The following is a 20741-nucleotide window of genomic DNA, read 5'->3' as shown; positions in this document are numbered from 1 at the left end:
GTCATTTCAAATTCGGCATAGTTGGGAATCCCAGACCATTTAATGTCTGGGATTCCCAACTATCTAGTTATAGGGAGGTAATATATGAAGAGAATTTCACAGTGGCTGATCCTTGTCCTGTTCGTGGGGATACTTCAACCATTTGCGGTGGCTAATACTTCTGCTGATGGCAGTGGAACAACAGTTGCTAAAAATCCGGTAGCCGATCTGAACTTCAGTTATCCGTGGAATGCGGATCCCGGATCGGTTAAAGATGGGCAACCCTATAATGATAAAGACTTGTATTTTGGACATTTAAAGCAAGATGGACTAGATACAATTGAAAGGAGCGTACTAAAATTTGATTTAGGGAGTGTACCCGGAAAGATTACTCAAGCAATTTTAAAACTTAAAACAAGAGAGCAGGTTTTTCAACCCAATCAATATATAGAAATTTGGGGCTCAAATAATGTGGATTGGGATGAAAGCTCTAATACTTTGCCTGAGTATGACAAAACTAAATCTCCTGACAATTACGTACAACTCAACCCCGAGAATACTCTTGGTGATAACTCGAAACCTCAAACTGCAGATATAACAGAAATCGTTAAAAAATTCAGAACCAATGGATACGTCACGCTCATTCTGACAGGCAATGAATCAGACCCAGTTAGTACACGCATTTCTGCTTATGCCAGTGAAAACAATGACTCAACCGTCCCAATACTCGAAATAACCTACGCCGCCAACGAGCCGCCAACGGGTTCCATCTCCATTAACTCCGGCGTGACTCTTACCAATTCACTTCACGTCAATCTGGATCTGTCTGGAATTGACCCGGATGGAGACCCGTTGAAAATGCGTTTTTCTAACGATAATCAGATCTGGTCAGATTGGGAGGAATTCAGTTCCACGAAATCGTGGACCCTTGCTGCAGGCGACGGAACCAAGACAGTGTATATGCAGCTGAGCGACGGAACAGAGACGGTCTCCTTCTCGGACGATATTATTCTGGACACCACCCCGCCTACAGTAAGCGGAGTAGCCAATGGTGCCGTATATAAAACAGACCAGACTGCTATCTTCGCCGAGGGGACGGCCACGCTGAACGGAAGCGTGTATACCTCAGGAAGTTTAATAACCAGGGAAGGAAGAAACACCTTAGTAGTTACCGATCCGGCTGGAAATACAACAACCTTGAATTTTATCATCGATAAGACAGGCCCAACAGGAACCATATCTATTAACAATGGGGCGGCTGCAACGAAGTCCACCACCGTCAGCCTCACTATCACAGCCAGCGATCCGGGAGGCGAGGGTGGCTCTGGGCTTGACAAGATGCAGTTCTCCCAAGATGGGGAGACATGGATCACACCTGAAAGTTACTCTACCACTAAGAGCTACACCTTAACGGACGGTGACGGAGCTAAAACCGTCTATGCCCAGTTTACAGATAGGGCAGGGAACATTTCCGGCATCGTGTCGGATACGATCATGTTGGATACCGTAGCCCCTGCGGTTCAAGGGGTTACTGAAGGAGGCATCTATAACACGGCTCCTAAAGCAACTTTTGATGAAGGAACCGCTAGCGCTAAGCTCGATGACCAGAACTATCTCAGCGGCACACCGGTTAGCACAGACGGTCCTCACAAGCTGGTTGTAACCGATGAAGCCGGGAATGCAGCCACGATCAACTTCTTCGTTGATACGGTGAAGCCGACCGGTACAATCGTGATCAACGCCGGAGAGGTGTACACCCGTAATTCCAAGGTTACGCTGACTTTAACCGGGAATGATCCCGGCGCTCCTAACGCTTCTGGTGTGAAGCAGGTTCAATTCTCTGCGGATGGAATCAGCTGGAACACGCCGGAACCTTATCAATCGACCAACGAGTATTCTCTCACTGAAGGAGATGGCTCCAAAAAGGTGTACGTGCAGTTCATCGATGCAGCAGGGAATATTTCCGAAGCTGTCTCAGGTGACATCATTCTCGATACGACTCCACCAACAGTAACCGGTGTATCCGATCAGGCATTCTACAACAAGTACCCTACTATTTCTTTCGAGGAAGGTACAGGAACTTTGGATGGACAGCCGTTCACAAGCGGCACAGAGGTTTCCGCTGAAGGCAAGCATGTCCTTAATGTAAAGGATGCTGCGGGCAACAGCACCATCATAACGTTCACTATAGATACCAAGCCACCGGTAATTAGCGGGGTCGAAGACGGCAAGTTCTATAATTCCGATCTAACTATTACGTTTGATGAAGGCACCGCCCTGCTTAATAACGAACCGTTCACCAAAGGCTCGACCATTCAGAAGGAAGGCCGCTATACGCTGGTTGTTACGGATGAGGCGGGGAACAAAGCGACCGTGAAATTCACCTTGGACAAAACACCGCCAACCGGCTCGATTGTCATTAATGGGGGAGCAGCCTATACAGGCTCTAAGGAGGTTACCCTGACTCTCTCCAGCGAGGACAATATGGGCACAACACAAATGCAATTATCTCATGACGGCCAGACATGGGGCAGTGAGGAAAACTACACTACCTCCAAAACCTGGACCCTTGCAGATACAAATTATGGGACCAAGGCGGTATATGTCCGGTTTAAGGATCAGGCAGGTAATGTAAGTGAATCTTATCAGGACACCATCGAACTGGTTCAAGCTCTCAGCACCAAGGAAGATACAGTCCTGAACTTTAGGGCCAAAGATTTCAACTTTGACTCACTTAAGAAGATACAAGTGGTTAATCTTCCGGAACACGGAGTCCTTAAGCTAAGCGGGACAGCGGTAAAAGCCGGGCAAGAGATAGCCGCTGAAGATCTAACCAGCCTAACCTTCGTGCCGGATGCAGACTGGTACGGCTCCACCACCTTCAACTGGAAAGCAAGCGGTGGTGGAACGTATGATCCAACCATACGGAATATCATCATTGAAGTCACTGCGGTCAACGATGCCCCTGTCGCCAAGAATCTTCAGTTTAAAGCTACTGGCGGGACAGAATACTCCGGCACACTGTCAGCCTCCGATGTCGACGGTGACAGCCTTACCTACGAAATTGTGAAACCTCCGGCTAAGGGCAAGCTGACTCTAACTGACGCCTCCAAAGGAACGTTCAAGCTCACCTTTACTGCGGATGACTATGGATCATATACCTTCACTTACCGCGTTACAGACGGTAAAGATTACTCCAATGAAGCTTCTGTGACTATAGAGGTTTCCCCTGTTCCTTCTACTGGTGGAGGCTCAAGCGGTGGCGGTGGAAATGGAAGCAGTGGTGGTAACGTTAACGGCAGCGGTGGCAGCGGTGGAAGCGGTAGTGGTAGCAGTAGTGGAAGCACGCCACCGGTTGTCTCAAATCAGGATATTCTGATCAACGGAGTCTCCTTGGGACAAATGGCAGCCGCTGAGGTCAAATCCGAGAACGGAAAGCAGATTACCCAGGTGTCTCTGGATGAGACCAAACTTCGTGCCCATTTGGATAAAGAAAAAGATGGAGTCATCATGACCATTCCGGTCAAGAATAACTCAGACTCCGTAGTCTCCCTGCTGAATGCGCGTTTATACAACATGCTGAAGGCCAAACATGGCACCTTGGTGATTCAGACAGAAACAGCAACCTATACCCTTCCGGCAGACCGCATTCATCCAGAGACCGTGGCAGACAAGTTCGGCCCGGATGCACAGCTCCAGGACATCCAGATCCGGATCGAGGTAACCAAGCTGCCTAAAGACACAATTAAAGTAGTTCATGTAGGAATCGGGCAAATTATCCTGATCAGCCCTGGGGTGGAATTTACAATCAAGGCTGTATATAAGGGAAAAGAGATTGCAATTGACCGCTTCCCGGGTTATGTAGAGCGGATCATCGCTCTTCCTGAGGGAGCCATGCCTGTAAGGTTCTCGACAGGCGTGGTTATTTCCACTCAAGGCAAGCTCACCCATGTTCCGACTAAAATTATTAAGAAAGACGGCAAATATTATGCGGTAATCAACAGTATGAGCAACAGCCTATACGCCGTGATTTCCCATAAAGCCACCTTTACTGATATCTCTAGTCACTGGGCCCGAACCAGCATTGAGAACATGGCATCCAGATTGATTCTCCAAGGAACGAACGGCACGAAGTTCCTGCCGGATCATTCTATCACCCGGGCGGAATTCACTGCTGTTATAGTCAGGGCTCTTGGGCTCAAACCCGCGGATAAACCGTCCGCATTCAAAGACGTTAGCTCCAGGGACTGGTTCCAGGAGGCGGTATCCACCGCGGTGAACGAAGGGCTTGTGCAGGGTGATCCGAACAATGCCTTCCATCCGAATTCCAATATCACTCGGGAGGAAGCCATGACCATACTGGCCAAAGCGATGAAGCTGGTCCATATGGATACTTCTGTTTCGGATACTCAAGTGGAGGAGCAGCTTAAGCCGTTCGGAGATAAGGACATGATCTCTAACTGGGCCAAGTCTGCTGCGGCACTTACCATCCTTCATGGCATGATGAAGGGGGATGCGGGGAAATTAAATCCTGGTCAGAACATGACCCGGGCGGAGGCTGCTGTGATTATGGAACGCTTCCTGCAAGCCGCAGGCCTGATCAACAGCATGTCCGACCAATAGAAGACAGAGTAGAACATCTTCGAAATATCATAAAATAGATAAGATGAAGGCCCCGGACTCGAATCCGGGGCCTTCATCTTATCTATTTTACCATTGTCGATTGGAAATCAGAGACTACTCGGCACTGGGCAGTGCCGGAATTCAGCGTTTCTTTCTCTATCCTTCATCATAACGCCTAGCTAGATCGCCTGTTTGCCGATATAGATCAGATCCGCAAGCACCAGCGCAGAGTACTGCGGTGCAATCGACTTGCCTGTCTGGGCTGCTACCCCAGCCCCGAACGCTGTCAGCCTTACAAGCTGCTCTTTCTTGCTCTTAGCCTGTTGGATCGATACCACTTTATTTTGCAGCTTCTTCACTTCCGCTTGCTTGGTAATCCACTTCTTGGATGCTCCCAGATCCACCAGCTCGTCCAAGTGATCCACATCAATCGTCTCTGTGAGTGTAAACAGCTGCGTGGAGATATTGCCTGCCTTGTCCGTGGCAGTTACCTTAAGTGTGTGCTTGCCAAGGCGCAGGGTCCACGGGGCAATGCTGGACGGATCGGCCACAGATTTGCCATCTACGGTATATTCCGTCTTGGCCACGCCGCTAACTGCATCCACGACCTGCGCGCTTGGAAGCGCCGCATCCGTCTGATAGAATGTCGTTCCGGCTGGAAGCGTAATGACAGGTCCCTTTTTATCAATATTAACAACAATGGCTTTGGCCGTCTCCACGTTTCCTGCTTTATCAACAGAACGGTATTCTATGCTGAATCTGCCCTCTTCAGACAAGGTTACAGGCTCACTCACTGGCGTCCATTCCCCGCCATTCACCCTGATCTCCGTCCGCGCTACCCCCGTGCCTTCATCCGTTGCGGCAAAAGTCAGCGTGACTTCGGTCCGATTATACTGCCCCTCCCCAATCTTACCGTCTCCTGCACTTACTTGTGTCACAGGAGCAGCCGAATCGGCAGGCTGCACATCCTTCTCCGACACAGGTTTTAACTGATAAGCGCCTTTGAAGACCGATGAGATTCCCGAGATATTTACTACCGTACCTGCTGGATACTTCTGCATAAACGCCTCAGCACTTATGCCGGTTCTTCCATCCACCCGCACATGGGTAGCTGCCCCGCTTGAGGACAAAACATCGAACTCAAATGATCCGGCTGGCGCCGCTGTTTTATAGTTCTGGATGGTCACCTGCTGCAAGGTAACGAACTGGCCCTGATTGCTCTCGGACAACGCCGTTTGTATAACTGGCTCGGGAAGCTCTGCCGTTCCCTTTTTCTCAATTAGAACCGGATTCTCAAGCTCAATCTCCCCGTTGTAGACCGTCTTGGATGCGCTGACCGAGACCTTGTCTCCAGCGTGATAGCCGGAGGCATTCTGGAACACATAAATCCCGCCGCTGCTGTCCTGCAGATAGAACCCCTGGCCTCCGAACAGGCCCGGCTCTGTAGTAATGACACCTTCTACCGTGACCACAGTGCCATCTGCAGCTTGCCGGGCATCAGCAACCGGAACAACCGTTGGTACCTGAGGATGGTCGCCGGGCAGCGGCTCAGCCGGCACATTGGCAATCGTAACCGCTTCAGTTATAACATTAGTGCTGCCCTGCTTCAATCTCAAGCTGGCTGCGCCCAGGGAACCAGGCTTCATTTGTACTGTAAGCTCCATTGCGGCATGACCGGACGCATTGCCTGTCAAGCTGAACGGCGGGCTGTAATTATAATCAGACCAGGTTCCGTTTGCATTCTTAAATCTGGCAATCTGCTGGCCTCCAGCCAGATAGATTCCCACCTTCAGGTCGGACAGCACCTGACCCGGTGTCAGGCCATCCGCAGTTACGCGGATTTGGAACTCCTGCTCGCTCGGCAGCTGCTTCTGCTTCACGAACCCGTAGACCGGCTTCGGATCAGGAATTTTGGATGAACCGTAAGAACCCGGCTTGAATGTGGATGGATCATACCATTTGTAACCGGCTTCCGGAGCAGCCCATGGCTCCGGCTTGGGCTCCGTGGAATCGGCCGGATTCTCGAAAGGCAGGAGCTGTGTAGGCTTGTCAAGCGTTAATCCCGGCACTTCCCCTAGACTCGTGTAGCTCTCCTTATTGGCAAGCCACTCCACGGTCTGAACCAGGAAGGTGGCATCGTCCACTTCCTTAAACCCGTCATAAGTGGTTTTGGATTTGCCGTTCTCCTCGCGCACGTACTTCGGCGAGGCATCTTCTACAGGTGAGGAGTCCCCGATAAAAGCGGCCTTGCCCAGGCCCAGCTTGGAGATTGCCGCAAAAGGCCCCTCCGCACGTCCGCCTCCATTGTATACGCCGCTGTCCACTGCATTGCCCCAAGCTGGGACACCCGTTGGGACATATACAAGCCCCTTGGCCTTCTGTGGGTCCAGGATAGCCAGAGTAGAGCCGGCATGAACCGCCACCCGGGCAACCCCTTGGGTTATGCCAAAGGACTGGTCTGGGGTGACAATATCATTGGCGTTGACATCACCCAGCGCATTATAGCGAAAACGCAGGCCAAAATTGTCCGCCAGCCAGTCGGAGCTTTCAATTCCCTGCATCGCCGGGGATGAGGCTTCCTCGGCATTCATGCCCTTGGCCGGATTGCTCCAGGCACCGCGCCGGTAGCCATTGAATACCTCGGAAGAGTCCCAGCGGTTCTTGTTTCGGTCCGCATTATAATGGTCGGCAATGAAGAACACCCCGCCGCCTTCACGTACGAACTGAAGCAGCGCTTCTTGCTCCGATTTCTTATATGGAATATTTGCTTCTCCGATAACAAATACATCATAATTCTTCAATTTATCATAAGTAACGGCCTGCTCCCCGAAGGTATAAGGCATAGATCTTTCCAACGCATCCACGGTAAATCCATCACTTCTCAATCCATTGGCAAAATCAGAGAATGCGCCGTCAATAACCCAATCCGCCGCACCGGCAGTCTGGGCATGGGCGTTGTCGAACAGCACCTTCTTGCCCTGCCCATTCGGAAGCGGGACTGCCGCTGTGCTCAGGTCTAACCTGGAATCCGTCTTCCCCGCCCCTTCTTCGGCAACCGCTCCACTCTCAGAAGTACCCGGTCTAGCTGAGCTATCCTGGGCAGTGACTGGAGTTTCTACAGGATCTTGAACTTGAACTTGGCCAGCATCAAGATCAGCTGCCTGCGCAGGTACCGTTCCGGCCACCGCTGCCTGCGGCAGGAGTACAGCCGCTCCACTTAATGCGAGCGTGCAGGCCAAGGTAACACTGAGCAGCCTTTTTCTCCAATTGTTGTTCATACGTCATTTATTCCTCCTCTGATTTGGGAAAATATGTTGCCTCTCTATCATACAAGATAATCGAAAAATGAATGCGCTTTCTTTGTAAAACCAACATAAAATAGGAGTTTTGGTTCACTCAAAATAGTTCAAGGTTAATGATAGGCACAACATCTATTTATCTATGAAAATATATAAGCTGACCTTGAGAATTACCATTAGGCAAGCAGCCCTAAGAAACATATCACACGGCTGCCCAACGGGTATATCAATAGTTCAACTTATATAGAACATTTTCATCAAAGGCTGGTGCATAGAATGTCGAAGGGCGATTTACTCATCATTGGCGGGAATGAAGATAAAGAAAATTCGCGGGAGATCCTTACTAAGTTTGTCGATATTTCCCGGGAAAAGAAAGGACCCATCGGGATTCTGACCACCGCTACCGAATATCCTGAAGAACTGGGTGGAACCTACTCCCGGATTTTCAAGGAGCTTGGGGCTTCCGAACCGGTCCTCTTCCATATCGATACACGTGAGAAGGCCGAAGATCCCGAGGCAGCTAAGCTTCTGGGCAGCTGCAGTTCCCTCTTCATTACTGGAGGGGATCAGGTCAGGCTCACCAGTATTCTTGGCGGAACCCGGTTCTATGCTGAATTGAAGGACCTATGGCAGCACCATGGTCTGCTAATTGCAGGGACGAGCGCAGGAGCAGCTGTCATGAGCCGACATATGATTATGTCTTCAGTAGATATCGAAGACGAGACCATTGTGGAGATGGGGGCCGGTTTTGATTTCGTCGATGACGCCATCATTGACCAGCATTTCTCACAGCGGGCCAGATTCGGAAGGCTCATGACCGCCATTGCTCACAATCCTCAAATTATGGGGATTGGAATTGACGAGAATACCGCTATTTGGGTAAAAGAGGAGGGCCAGTTGTTCGAGGTGCTTGGAGAACACTCTGTGACCTTGTTTGACGGCAAAAAGCTCACTTTTGTGGATACCACATCACATGGTGACAACCATGACATCACGATTTCTGGAGTGAGGCTTCACTCCCTAGCCAGAGGTTACACTTTCGATCTGATCAATCGTGAGCTGATAAAAGCCGCAGGAGGAGAACAACATGAAGATTAATAAAATCAAATACTTATCCGGTCCGAACCTGCACAGCTACAAACCGACCATCTGGATTGAGCTTGATCTGGAGGATCTTGAGTATAAACCCTCAAATATGATTCCCGGCTTCACCCATAAACTGCTGACCGTTCTCCCTAGTTTGAAAACGCATACATGCTCAAAGGGATACGCAGGCGGTTTCGTAGAACGGCTTGAAGAAGGAACTTGGATGGGACACATCCTTGAACATATCGCCTTGGAGATTCAGCATTTGGCGGGCATCCAGGTGAAGCGAGGCAAGACAATTACGAGCGAGACCCGTCCCGGAATCTACTATGTAACCTATGATTATCGGGAGAAGGAATCCGGCATTCAGGCCTTCTATGGCGCTATGGAGATCGTTGAAGCCATTCTGGAAGGCAAGGAGCACATTGACGCGGAGCCTCTGATTGCCAAGACAGCCCAGCTCTACTATGAGAACAAGCTGGGGCCCAGCACAGAGGCGATTTATCAGGCCGCGCTGGCCCGGCAGATCCCTGTCCAGCGGGTAGGCAACGATAGCTTCCTTCGTCTGGGCACCGGCAGAAAACAAAAATCTGTCCAGGCTACCGTCTCCAGCCAGACCTCTTACCTTGGGGTTGAGAATGCTTGTGACAAAGAGATGACCAAAAGCCTGCTTGAAGGCGCGGGGCTTCCGGTGCCGGGGGGCGTGGTGATTGAGAAACGCGAAGAGCTTCAGGCAGCAGGTGAGCAGGTCGGATACCCGGTTGTGATCAAGCCTGTTGACGGGCGGCAAGGTAAAGGCGTAGTGACCCATCTCCTGAATCTGGAGCAGCTGCAAAGCGCCTATGATTATGTAACGGAGGAGCACAAGGATTATACCCAATTCATTATTGAGCGTTATTACAGCGGAGATGATTACCGCTTCTTGATAGTGGACGGTAAGCTCGTGGCAGCCAGCCTACGGCTTCCTCCCTCCATCACTGGCGACGGGGTTCATACGATTCGTCAGTTGATTGAAGCCGAGAATGACAATCCGCTGCGCGGGGAAGATCATGAGAAGCCTATGACCAAAATTCCGCTTGATCTGGCCGGGTGCTGTCTGTCCAAGCGAAATCTCAGCCTGGAGGATATACCCGCCTTCGGAGACACCATCCAGGTTATCGGAAATGCAAACCTGTCCACTGGCGGCTCAGCTATAGATGTTACCGATCAGGTCCATCCTTCCTACAGCCGATTGGCTGTCCTTGCCGCCCAGACGATCGGCCTGGATATCGCCGGGATTGATATGATCAGCCCAGACGTGACCGTACCCTATGAGGAGGGACATGCTGTCATCCTTGAAGTTAACGCCGCCCCAGGCATCCGGATGCACCTTTATCCTTCCGAAGGAACCAGCCGTGATGCCGGTGGAGCGATAGTCGACTATTTATTCAAATCCCGGGAAGAATCCGCGATTCCCATCGTGGCTGTCACCGGAACGAATGGCAAAACAACCACAGCCCGGCTAGCCGCCCATCTGCTTAAGCAGGAGAACCGCCGGATCGGACTTACCCATTCCGACGGAGTCTGGATTGACGACACCTGCATCGACACCGGTGACTGCAGCGGGCCAGGCAGTGCCCGGAAGATCCTGTCTCATCCAGAGGTGGATCTGGCCGTTCTTGAGACCGCCCGGGGTGGAATTCTGCGTGAAGGACTTGCCTTCCGCCACTGTGATGTCGGGATTGTCACCAACGTGGCCGAGGATCATTTGGGACTTGATGGCATCGAGACCCTAGAAGACCTGCGCAAGGTAAAGCGGTTAATTCCAGAAGTGGTTCTACCCGGTGGAACCTGTGTCCTTAACGCGGACGATGAGGGCTGTGCCGCGATGGCCGAACACACCGATGGCAAGGTCGTCTACTTCTCGCTGAATGCGGGCAACAAGCTGATTCAACAGGCGATCCAGGCAGGAGGCACGGCCTGGTATGCCGATCATGATTGGCTGGTCTGCTCTTCTGAAGGACATACGTGGAGATTCCTTCCGATCAAGGATATCCCGATCACCATCAACGGATTCGCCCGTCATAATATTGCGAATGCGCTTGCCGCACTGGCGGCAGCTCACGCTCTAGGAAAGTCCATTGCTGAACTGCGCAGCAGCATCATTACCTTCTTCCCGGATATGAAAATGAACCGCGGACGTTTCAATCTGTCCATGATCGACGGGCGTTATGTAATCGCCGATTATGCCCACAATCCGGCTGGTGTTAAGGCCATCTACGACACGCTGTCGCAGATGGGCGTGAACCGCCTGATTACAGCGGCCTCAGCGGCCGGCGACCGTCCGGATGAAGCGATCGGTGAGATGGGCAGGCTGATTGCCGAGAACTCGGACCTGTTCGTCATCAAGGAGGATGGCAACCTTCGGGGCAGGAAGCCTCTTGAGGCGGCTGGCTTGCTCCGTGAAGCCGCATTACAGAGCGGCATGGAGACATCCGCAATCCGGATTGTCCCGGATGAATATGAGGCCTGCCATGCGGCTTGGCTGCTGACAGAGCCCGGTGATCTCCTTCTCGTGCTGCACGACAATTTCGATCATGTTGAGCGGTTCCTGACTGACATCAGCCAACCGGGGGCAGTAGAGCAAGCCAAGCCAAAGACCTCAACGCTCTTCCGCCATAAGGTGCAGCGATACAGACCAGCGCAGGGAGAGGAACGCTTTCTGCCTACTAAGCGGGGGGTTTAGGCATGAGTGAGGTTTTGGTAACGGTTAGCCGGGGGGCTAACCTCGAAAGTGTTCACCGCGGTTCCATTGCGGTAGTCGATCTGCAAGGAAATCTGTTGTACTCGGTAGGCGATCCGGGCAGATCCCTGTATGCCCGCTCCGCCTTTAAGCCTATCCAGGCTGTACCTTTGGTGGAATCCGGCGCAGCGGATCATTACGGGCTTAATGAGCTTGAGCTCGCAGTATGCTGCGGTTCCCATAATGGGGAACCCATGCATACCAGGACGGTGCATAGTATTCTGGACAAGCTGGGATTCACCGAGGAGGCCCTGACCTGCGGAGTGCAAACCCCTTATATGAAGTCAACCTATGAAGAGCTGCTCCGCAGCGGGGGACACCCGTCCCCTATTCATAACAACTGCTCCGGCAATCATGCCGGTCTCCTGGCCTTGGCGAAATACATGGGAAGCAACCCGCATCTGTACCGGAACCCGGACCATCCGGTCCAGCTCCGGGTGAGAGAGATGCTTAGGGAACTAGCCGGGGTTCAGGAGGATGAAATCTCCTCAGCTGTGGATGGATGCGGCATCCCCACATTGATGCTGCCCCTGAACCGGCTGGCTGCCGCCTATGCACAGCTTGGTGATCCCAGTACGCTTGCCCCCGAACGAGCCTCCGCTATAAAGCGGGTGACGGGGGCCATGGTCGCCCACCCGGAAATGGTCAGCGGAACGGGCGAGTACGATTCCGATGTCACCCGGGTGCTCGGCGGCAAAGTGATCGCCAAGGTTGGCGCGGAAGGGGTTCATTGCACGGCCCTGCTCAACCAGGGCATTGGAATTGCCCTGAAGATTGATGACGGGAACAGCCGGGCCGCATATCCGGCCGCCTTGGAAGTGCTGCGTCAGCTCGGGGTGCTGGCATCCGGGGAACAGCAGCTTTTGGATGCCCATTTAACCCCAGTGGTCCGCAATCATTTGGGCGAGACCGTTGGCCGGATCGAGCCTGTCTTTACACTTCATAAGGCATAGCTGCTGCTGGTCCCACTGAATACTGCTCACAGGTAGTTGGGCCTGCTTTCAGATATCGGTGAAATTCACAGCATGCTGTTCAAAACACAAAGCTATGCTGCACTTCCGCTTACAAACAAAGACACTTCTGAGCTCAGCCTGTTATGCAGGCGCACACTCAGAAGTGTCTTTTTATTTTGTAAAATTAAAGGTGCTCTTCAGCTTCTTCACTCCTGCGAATAACAGATCGTATTCTTTCTTAACCTTGGCATCATCAGGCAGAACCTGCACATCGGTTGGAGTATGAAGCGCATAGACCTTACCGCCCTTCCCCGCAAGCTGCCAGATCGGAATCTGTCCCTTGATCTCTTTCTCGCTCGCTTTCCAGTCCTTCTCCGGCCAGATTCCGATCGTGAATACAATGCCTGAAGCGGACTTCTTCGCAGCCTTGCTGATAAAGTCTAAGCTTGCGTAGCCGTCTTTCCCCACCGTTTCTCGAACTTCATATTTGTCAGCCCAGCTTTTAGGAAGCTTTAGGGTGAAGCCATACTTGTCATTTCTATATTGGAGATTTTCCACCAGGTATGACTGCCGGGTTGAGGAAACAGCCTTCAGCTTGCTGATCTTCCCCTTCAGACGTTGGATAAGCGCAAGTGCCTCTGTCCTTGTCACTTTGTCCTGCTGCTGATAACCGGACAGGCTTAGACCGCTTTTGCCCTGTATTAATCCCTGATCCATCAGATACAAGATTGAATCCTCTGTGCTGTAGTTGTGACCGGTGGCATTTGCCAGATAGACGGCTGCTTCAGCCCTAGTAAATCCCGCGCCAGTGCTTGCAGTCTTCCAGCCCAGTTTCTTGGCATAGCCGAGATAGGCAGACGCCCAGTTTCCCGTGCCCTTGCCCTCCTTCAGATCAGCCGGATGATAAGCCCGGATCAGCATGGCCAGGAACTCGTTCCCATCCACCGCCCTATTCGGCTTGAATGTACCGTCAGGGTACCCGGTTATCAGCTTGTTCTGAGCTCCCCAACGGATGCTGGAATAACCCCAATAGCTTTTGGACACATCCTTGAACGATATACTTGAAGCTTGAGCCGATCCGACAGCAGCTCCTCCTAACAAACTGAGTCCGAGTACGGCAGCAGTGGCAGCTTTCTTATACGAAGACATATTCATCCAACTCTCCTTCAGATTTGGAATATCTTACACATACCTGACAGATATTTCTCTCTAAAGGTTTCACTTTACTGGAAAATGAGTTGGGCTGCTGTCTTATAAAAATAAATTATTAGACTTACGTGGCGACGTTGAAGGGTACAGTTAACACAAAGATGACGCTGCCGGGATGATGGTAGCCTTATTTTCTTAGATCATAATTGGCTCTTGCCTCTTCGACAGACCAGTAATTCTCCCTACCCCACTGTCTTAGTTCTCTCATCGGCTGGAGCAAGCTTTCCCCCAAAGGAGTAAGCGAGTATTCGACAGCTGGGGGCACGGTTGGTGTGATATGGCGTTGGACCAGCCCATTCCATTCCAGCTTACGCAATGTTTGAGTGAGCATTTTTTTTGAAATACCTTCGATTCTTCTTTCCATTTCCCCGTATCGAATGCTTCCGTTTTCCAATGCATAAATGACGAGTGCCGTCCATTTATTGGAGATGATTTCGAGAACTCTGCTATAACCGCAAATCGTCAAAGAGATGTCGGGTTGTTTTATTTTGGCCGAAGATGTCAAATGACTGCCCTCCTATGCACTTGAAAGTTCCCAGGACACTTTAAAGTGCCTACTTACATAAGTTTAGTTTATCCATTATTGTATGTCTATGCCAGTAAAAGAGAAACCATGGTTACTCACGGTGTGGTTATAAACGCAGTGAGGGCTTGCAAGCCAACAGCAACCTCATAAGCTGGCAAAGTTGAACATAAACATTACAAAACTTCGAATTAATAGGAGAAAATAAATATGCCGAATATTAATAAAGCCCGCCCCAAGCTGTATGTGATGGATAATGGTCGTATGAGCATGGATAAAAATTGGATGATCGCCATGCATAACCCAGCTACGATCAGGAATCCTAATGCACCAACACAGTTCGTGGAATTTCCGATCTATACGGTATTGATTGATCATCCAGAGGGGAAAATTTTGTTCGATACGGCTTGCAACCCGAACTCCATGGGCAGTGAAGGACGCTGGACCCAATACACTCAGCAGGCGTTCCCGTGGGTGGCGAGCGAGGAATGCTACCTGCATAACCGGCTGGAGCAGCTCCATATTAGACCTGAAGAAATCAAATATGTTGTTGCCTCTCATTTGCATCTGGATCATGCCGGGTGTTTGGAGATCTTCACGAACGCTACGATTATCGTCCATGAAGATGAACTGAATGGCACGCTGCAAAGCTATGCCCGTAACCAAAAGGAAGGGGCCTATGTGTGGGCGGACATCGATGCTTGGATCAAAAACCAATTGCAATGGCGGACCGTCAAACGCAATGAAGACAGCCTGGATCTAGCTGAAGGCATCAAAATTGTTAATTTTGGCAGCGGCCATGCCTGGGGCATGTTAGGATTGCACATTGAAATGCCGGAAACAGGCGGCATAATCCTCGCTTCCGATACTATTTATACGGCAGAGAGTTATGGTCCACCTGTCAAGCCACCGGGCATCATATACGATTCGATCGGCTACCGGAACACCGTTGAAAAGATCCGTACACTAGCTGCCCGAACAAATTCCCAAGTGTGGTTCGGGCACGATGCGAATCAATTCAAACAATTTCGCAAATCAACGGAAGGATATTACGAATAGGTAGAAGTGATTCAGAGCCTCCAGAGATGAAGCCTTCATAGATAATAAGAGAGGTTTATAATTCAATAAAACAGCGACAATCCGGGACTTTATGTTCTCGTCCACGGTTGTCGCTGTTTCCTCTCTCTAATACATGTTCTGATCCTGCAATCGAATCAGTACTTTGCCAAAACGTTCTCCCTCCTGAATGACGATTTTGCCGGACGGATAGGCCTGCTCCAGATAGCCGACAATGATCTTCCGATTCCGCTCGTCAACAGGCAGGTGGTGGTGGCCAAGCCAAGTCATTGCTTCCTGCAACGCTGCTTCTCTGGAGACTTCCGTCGTTTTCCCTTCGTGCGTGATCAACGATTCGTATGCATAACCTTTAAGATACAGCAGATGCAATAAATATCCCATTTCCGTAAGTTTCGAATGGTAGGGTTGACCGGTGACGAGCGGCCAAACCTCCTTCACTAGGCTGTGCTCTGTATGAAGTACCGGCATACTGATATAACAGAACTTTCGAGCACACTTAAGCACCTTCTCCACGCTCTCCCAATTGTGAACGACCGGACTCATCGAGACAAAGACGAGATCGAAGGCCTGGTTCCAGCCCTTGGCCTCTACGTCAATATCTTCAAACGGTACAGGAACAATCTTCACCTGATCTTCGGCGAAGCTCGAGATGTTTTCTTCCAGCAATTCGATCAGCGGGGGAGAAGTCTCTACGGCGGTTACACGGGCCCCTCGCTCCGCGAACGGCACTGCGAACACGCCTGAAGCGGCGCCAATATCCAGAATGGAGCTGTTCTCGAATTGAACTCCTTGTCTTTCAAGCCAGTTCATGATTCGTTTCGTTCGTTTTTTTCCCTCTTCGCTAAGCGATTGTTCGTTGAAGGTCTTGGCCTTATGGTCAAAAGACCTGGTAGGATCGATTCCACTCTTCTTCATCCTGTCGATTTTCACATCGGACTCGTCTTTCCACACTTTTTCCCATAGAGCTGCATTAAAAAAATCGTTCATGAGTATTCCCCACGCTTTCCTTATGATTTATGAAATTCCCAAACGAACGGTGTCATTCATCCAGCCGCCTGTTCCTGCTCCGGCGATTTTTCTTTACGGATGAAGAGACCGAGCACGAGCGCAACGAGCGCGATGATGAAGCCGAACCAGAATGCGTTGTTGATCCCGGCTGCGAGTCCTTTGGCGATTTCCGCCGGAGCCTGCGGATCGCTTGCACCGCTCAAATACTGCTTCTGCCCGCTTGACATAATACTGATATACAGGGCAGTGCCAATTGCGCCGGAGACCTGCTGCAGTGTATTCAGGATCGCTGTCCCGTGCGGGTGCAGATGGCTTGGTAACTGGTTAAGTCCAGCCGTCTGTGCAGGCATCATAACTAGCGCGATGCCAATCATCAGCGCAATGTGAACAGCTATAAGAAAGCCAGTGCTCGTCGTTTCGTCGAAGCGGGTAAATTGCCACAATGAGATGACGACAATGATCAATCCTGGGATGACCAGAACACGCGGCCCAAACTTGTCAAACAGCTTGCCGGAGACCGGGGCCATGAACCCATTGATAATCCCGCCAGGAAGAAGGATCAAACCGGACTTGAATGCCGTTACCAGAAGTACGCCTTGCATAAACATCGGGAGCATGATGGCGGATGAGAAGAAGGTCATCATAAGCACAAACAGCAGCACCGCAACAAGGGCAAAGGTCGGATATTTAAATGCATGTAGATCCATGACAGGCTGCTTCAATATTAGCTGTCTCCAGATGAATAGCACCAACGCTGCACCACCCGCTACGATCGTCCATATAACTTCCGGCTGCGACCAGCCGTGATCCCCTGCACTGCTGAACCCATAGACAATTCCGCCAAAGCCGATCGTCGACAATACTATAGATAAGAAGTCCACTCGCGGATTCGTCACTTCCCATACATTCTTCAAGACAACGGCTCCTATAATAATGGAGAGCAGCGCAAACGGTATGACAAGGTAAAACAGCCAACGCCATGAAAGCCCGTCAACGATTAAACCTGATATAGTTGGACCAATCGCCGGTGCGAACATGACGACGAGCCCTAACATCCCCATTGCGCCTCCCCGCTTTTCTGGTGGATAAATGGTCATAATGACGTTCATGACAAGCGGCAGCAGCATGCCGGTTCCGATCGCTTGGATAATCCGCCCGACAAGCAGCACCCCGAATTCCGGCGACACTGCCGAGGTGACCGTTCCCACGAAGAACAGGCCCATAGCCGACAGAAATATTTGCCGTGTCGTGAACAATTGCTGCAGGATTGCAGTTACCGGTACAAGCACACCAACGACGAGCATGTAGGCGGTCGACAGCCACTGGACCGTTGCCGCAGATACTTCGAACGATTTCATCAATTCGGGAAGGGCATTGCCCATTAGCGTCTCATTCAAAGCGGCGACGAACATGCCGATAATCAGGGCAAACATGATCGGGCCGCGCTTATTATTAGTTGTCGTGCTCATTTTTTCTCCCCCAATTCTCTGTATTCAGTTATTGTTGATGACCACAGCAACAAACGCGCCTGTCTAAGCACGGTAATAGCCTGATGCAGTCGGGAAGCTGCATCCCCAGCGTTATAGATTTCCGAAATGTGCGTTTTGCCAAATTCATCAACGATGATCACCCCGTCTTCCGAGATTCCGCATCCGAATGCCTGCGGCAAGTCGAACAGAGACACTTGTTTACGCCTCTTAAATATGACTATTAATGATCCATAATATCCATAATTAAAGCACAAGAGGCGTATCACTTCTTGTTTCACTTATGGGTACAACGCTTGAAAGCTTCATCCAGTACCGACTGGATCGTGTGTTCCCGCAAATATTGGTACAGTTGCTGTTCAGCCCCGTACATAACTTTCTCAACCCAGCATTCCTTTTTTTCCGGATGTTTCATTTCCCGCTGTGCAGCCTCCTCTTCCGCTAACAACCGATGCTGCCGCGAACTCGAATTGGAGCATACGAATAACTTCTGTCTTCCTTCAATCACTTGAATCACATCAAGAAACGTAATCTGCTCCGCAGGCCGTGCGAGCTCGTAACCACCGTTCACTCCTGGCACAGCACGTACGATTCCATCCTGCCTCAGCTTGGACATGATTTTGGATAAATAGCTTTCGGAAACGCCAAGTGTCCCGGATAATTCCTTGATCCCGATGTTATTGCAACGCTCCGAGTTTCCCAGATGAATTAAGGCGTGTAGGGCATAATCTGTACTTTTGGAGAACTGCAAGTTTCCCCCTCCCTTCTCATGATTATCACTAATATAGACTTATTATATCCATAATAGATGATCCAATTCTAATTTGCAATGAAATTCTTGATAACGAACATTTCACAGTCTGTCATACATGCAAATCATTAACTTAACTTATATAGATACTTTATGGTCACCTTGAAGGTGCCGAAGCCGCACACAAAAAAGATACCGCCTGCCTAAGGGCACAGCGGTACTATTCAGTGTATTTTTTATTAGCAAAAGGTTGCAGACAAGCGAGCAGCATCTGTACAGCTCATTAAGCCCCCTATACTCCCGCCTTATCCATCATGCCCCGGGCGATCCACACTCCTGCTGCACCTGCCTGGGCAAGCCCCCGGGTAATCCCGGCGCCATCCCCTCCGCAGTACAAGCCCTTGATCTCCGTCTCCAGCGTCTCATCCAGCTTCGGGCGGGCGGAGTAGAACTTCGCTTCCACTCCGTAGAACAAGGTATGCTCTGAAGCAATCCCCGGTGTAACCTTCTCCAGTGCCTCAACCATCTCGATCAGGCTCTTCATCGTATTGTAAGGAAGCACAAGTCCAAGATCACCCGGCACAGCCTCCTTCAAGGTCGGCTCAAGGAAGCCTTCCGCAATTCGACTCTCTGTGGAACGGCGTCCACGGATAATGTCGCCGTACTTCTGCACAATAACCCCGCCGTTCGACAAATCGTTGGCCCGCTGACAAATTTCACGGGCATACTCATTCGGCTTGTCAAAAGGCTCTGTGAACTTATGGGAAACTAGCAGAGCAAAGTTCGTATTCGAAGAGCCGAGTGCAGGGTCTTTGTAGGAATGGCCGTTGGCAGCCATAACCCCGCTGTGATTCTCTACAACCACATGACCTGAAGGATTGCTGCAGAAAGTCCGCACCCGTGTTCCCACCGAAGTGTTATAGATGAATTTCCCCTCATACAAATGTTCATTGATCTCTCTCATGACCACATCGGAGGTCTCTACCCGCACTCCAACATCCACCTGATTGTTGTACATTCTCAGACGGCGCCTCTTCAAAATGTCTGTAAGCCATGCCGAGCCATCCCGTCCAGGAGCGATCATCACCAGGTCCGCCTCATGGACCTCCCCGTTCCTCAATGTAATTCCGCGCGCCCGGAGTTCCCCCGACTCATCCTTGACCGTCAGGATATCTTCCACCTCGGTTTTAAAGGCCATATCGATACGGGTCTTAAGATACTCATAGATCGATTTAAGAATCTCCAGATTCTGTTCTGTGCCGAGGTGGCGCACCTGCGCCCTCAGCAGCTTAAGCCCAGCCGCATATCCGCGCTGTTCAATCTCCCGAATAGCCTGAGTCATCGGATCGGTAATTTGTGGTGTTGCCCCGTGCTTCAAATTAATACCATCCACATATTTAATCAATTCGAGCACTTTGGAGGGAGCCACATAATCCGTCATCCATCCGCCGAACTCGGTTGTGATATTGAATTTACCGTCGCTGTACGCTCCAGCGCCCCCAAAGCCTGCAGTAATCGAGCAGGCCGGTAGACATCCGGCGAACTCCTTCTTTCCGGCAGCCGGCGGGCAAAGCTTAATCTTCTCTTCCAGGATCGGACAGCGGCGTTTATAAATATCATGCCCTTTATCCACGAGCAGTACTTTCCAATGCGGAGCCTTAAGGCTCAATTCATAACATGCAAAAATCCCTGCCGGTCCGGCACCTACGACGATCACATCATATTTACTCATGGTTCCTCCTAAGGTGTGGGTATCGTTCAAATGCTTCTCTAATTCTTCCTAAACCTAAATAAAAGTTAAAATTCCACGAAAAAAAACCTGACTACATGAATAGGTATGCGGCAGCACCCTATTCGTAGCCAGGAATTTATGGTCCCTTGTAGAAACCCCCAAACCGTATTATCGGGGATATACGAACAGTAACAGCGATAAATTTTCAAATTCATGATGTTGAACAAGGCAA

Annotated in this window: 13 protein-coding genes and 1 riboswitch; of the genes, 5 read left to right on the top strand and 8 right to left on the bottom strand. The window is 50.7% G+C overall.

Translation table 11 applies throughout. The features are described from left to right. The first annotated feature begins 84 nt into the window (after positions 1 to 84). Positions 85 to 4602, top strand: a complete 4518-nt coding sequence (locus BN6628_RS02260) for an S-layer homology domain-containing protein (RefSeq protein ID WP_068613656.1) — start codon at positions 85 to 87, stop codon at positions 4600 to 4602. Positions 4603 to 4781: 179 nt separating this feature from the next. On the opposite strand, the gene BN6628_RS26515 is transcribed toward BN6628_RS02260, so the two are convergent. Then, positions 4782 to 7880, bottom strand: coding sequence for an OmpL47-type beta-barrel domain-containing protein (locus tag BN6628_RS26515; RefSeq protein ID WP_235847556.1), 3099 nt, complete (start codon positions 7878 to 7880; stop codon positions 4782 to 4784). 297 nt (positions 7881 to 8177) lie between these two features. Between BN6628_RS26515 and BN6628_RS02250 the strand changes: the two genes are divergently transcribed. The 3 genes from BN6628_RS02250 to BN6628_RS02240 are packed head-to-tail and all read left to right on the top strand — an operon-like array spanning position 8178 to position 12722. Next, the gene (locus BN6628_RS02250) at positions 8178 to 8999 is read left to right on the top strand and encodes a cyanophycinase (RefSeq protein ID WP_068613653.1); all 822 of its coding nucleotides are present in this window, start codon (positions 8178 to 8180) and stop codon (positions 8997 to 8999) included. Beyond that, positions 8989 to 11712: a cyanophycin synthetase gene (cphA, locus tag BN6628_RS02245; protein WP_082926754.1), complete on the top strand. Its 2724-nt coding sequence runs from the start codon at positions 8989 to 8991 to the stop codon at positions 11710 to 11712. The genes BN6628_RS02250 and cphA overlap by 11 nt, the downstream gene beginning before the upstream one ends. Positions 11713 to 11714: 2 nt before the next feature. Beyond that, entirely contained in the window at positions 11715 to 12722 is a 1008-nt protein-coding gene (locus BN6628_RS02240) for an asparaginase (protein ID WP_068613649.1), read from the top strand. Positions 12723 to 12893: 171 nt separating this feature from the next. Here the strand turns inward: BN6628_RS02240 and BN6628_RS02235 are convergent, their stop codons facing one another. Further along, on the bottom strand, positions 12894 to 13877 hold the full coding sequence (locus BN6628_RS02235) for an S-layer homology domain-containing protein (protein WP_082926753.1): 984 nt from the start codon (positions 13875 to 13877) through the stop codon (positions 12894 to 12896). 181 nt (positions 13878 to 14058) lie between these two features. Next, entirely contained in the window at positions 14059 to 14436 is a 378-nt protein-coding gene (locus BN6628_RS02230) for a winged helix-turn-helix transcriptional regulator (RefSeq protein WP_082926752.1), read from the bottom strand. Positions 14437 to 14664: 228 nt separating this feature from the next. Here BN6628_RS02230 and ahlS point away from each other — a divergent pair, with 228 nt between their 5' ends. Then, on the top strand, positions 14665 to 15513 hold the full coding sequence (gene ahlS / locus BN6628_RS02225) for an AhlS family quorum-quenching N-acyl homoserine lactonase (RefSeq protein ID WP_068613646.1): 849 nt from the start codon (positions 14665 to 14667) through the stop codon (positions 15511 to 15513). Between the two features lie 126 nt (positions 15514 to 15639). On the opposite strand, the gene BN6628_RS02220 is transcribed toward ahlS, so the two are convergent. From BN6628_RS02220 to BN6628_RS02200, 5 genes are all read right to left on the bottom strand, one after another. Further along, positions 15640 to 16518 (bottom strand): class I SAM-dependent methyltransferase, encoded by an 879-nt coding sequence (locus BN6628_RS02220; RefSeq protein ID WP_068613642.1) that lies wholly within the window; start codon positions 16516 to 16518, stop codon positions 15640 to 15642. A 56-nt stretch (positions 16519 to 16574) separates the two neighbouring features. Continuing rightward, positions 16575 to 18008: an MDR family MFS transporter gene (locus BN6628_RS02215; RefSeq protein ID WP_068613638.1), complete on the bottom strand. Its 1434-nt coding sequence runs from the start codon at positions 18006 to 18008 to the stop codon at positions 16575 to 16577. Continuing rightward, positions 18005 to 18223 carry a hypothetical protein gene (locus BN6628_RS02210; protein WP_068613636.1) on the bottom strand — a complete coding sequence of 73 codons (219 nt, stop codon included), beginning with the start codon at positions 18221 to 18223 and terminating at the stop codon, positions 18005 to 18007. The genes BN6628_RS02215 and BN6628_RS02210 overlap by 4 nt, the downstream gene beginning before the upstream one ends. 80 nt (positions 18224 to 18303) lie before the next feature. Beyond that, on the bottom strand, positions 18304 to 18777 hold the full coding sequence (locus BN6628_RS02205) for an RrF2 family transcriptional regulator (protein WP_068613632.1): 474 nt from the start codon (positions 18775 to 18777) through the stop codon (positions 18304 to 18306). Between the two features lie 292 nt (positions 18778 to 19069). After that, positions 19070 to 20509 carry an NAD(P)/FAD-dependent oxidoreductase gene (locus BN6628_RS02200; protein WP_068613629.1) on the bottom strand — a complete coding sequence of 480 codons (1440 nt, stop codon included), beginning with the start codon at positions 20507 to 20509 and terminating at the stop codon, positions 19070 to 19072. A 105-nt stretch (positions 20510 to 20614) separates the two neighbouring features. Beyond that, positions 20615 to 20714, bottom strand: a riboswitch (purine riboswitch). Positions 20715 to 20741 lie beyond the last annotated feature (27 nt).

The organism is Paenibacillus tuaregi, assembly GCF_900086655.1.
In the GTDB taxonomy this organism is placed as follows: Bacteria; Bacillota; Bacilli; order Paenibacillales; family Paenibacillaceae; genus Fontibacillus; species Fontibacillus tuaregi.
The sequence above is the reverse complement of the archived record's forward strand: the minus strand, read 5'-3'. Positions and strand labels throughout refer to the sequence as shown.

What these genes read in the sequence shown, in the direction of transcription:
- BN6628_RS02235 (WP_082926753.1), bottom strand. Translation starts at nt 13,877, where the DNA reads ATGAATATGTCTTCGTATAAGAAAGCTGCCACTGCTGCCGTACTCGGA.
- BN6628_RS02215 (WP_068613638.1), bottom strand. Translation starts at nt 18,008, where the DNA reads ATGAGCACGACAACTAATAATAAGCGCGGCCCGATCATGTTTGCCCTG.
- BN6628_RS02220 (WP_068613642.1), bottom strand. Translation starts at nt 16,518, where the DNA reads ATGAACGATTTTTTTAATGCAGCTCTATGGGAAAAAGTGTGGAAAGAC.
- BN6628_RS02260 (WP_068613656.1), top strand. Translation starts at nt 85, where the DNA reads ATGAAGAGAATTTCACAGTGGCTGATCCTTGTCCTGTTCGTGGGGATA.
- BN6628_RS02240 (WP_068613649.1), top strand. Translation starts at nt 11,715, where the DNA reads ATGAGTGAGGTTTTGGTAACGGTTAGCCGGGGGGCTAACCTCGAAAGT.
- ahlS (WP_068613646.1), top strand. Translation starts at nt 14,665, where the DNA reads ATGCCGAATATTAATAAAGCCCGCCCCAAGCTGTATGTGATGGATAAT.
- BN6628_RS02250 (WP_068613653.1), top strand. Translation starts at nt 8,178, where the DNA reads ATGTCGAAGGGCGATTTACTCATCATTGGCGGGAATGAAGATAAAGAA.
- BN6628_RS26515 (WP_235847556.1), bottom strand. Translation starts at nt 7,880, where the DNA reads ATGAACAACAATTGGAGAAAAAGGCTGCTCAGTGTTACCTTGGCCTGC.
- cphA (WP_082926754.1), top strand. Translation starts at nt 8,989, where the DNA reads ATGAAGATTAATAAAATCAAATACTTATCCGGTCCGAACCTGCACAGC.
- BN6628_RS02200 (WP_068613629.1), bottom strand. Translation starts at nt 20,509, where the DNA reads ATGAGTAAATATGATGTGATCGTCGTAGGTGCCGGACCGGCAGGGATT.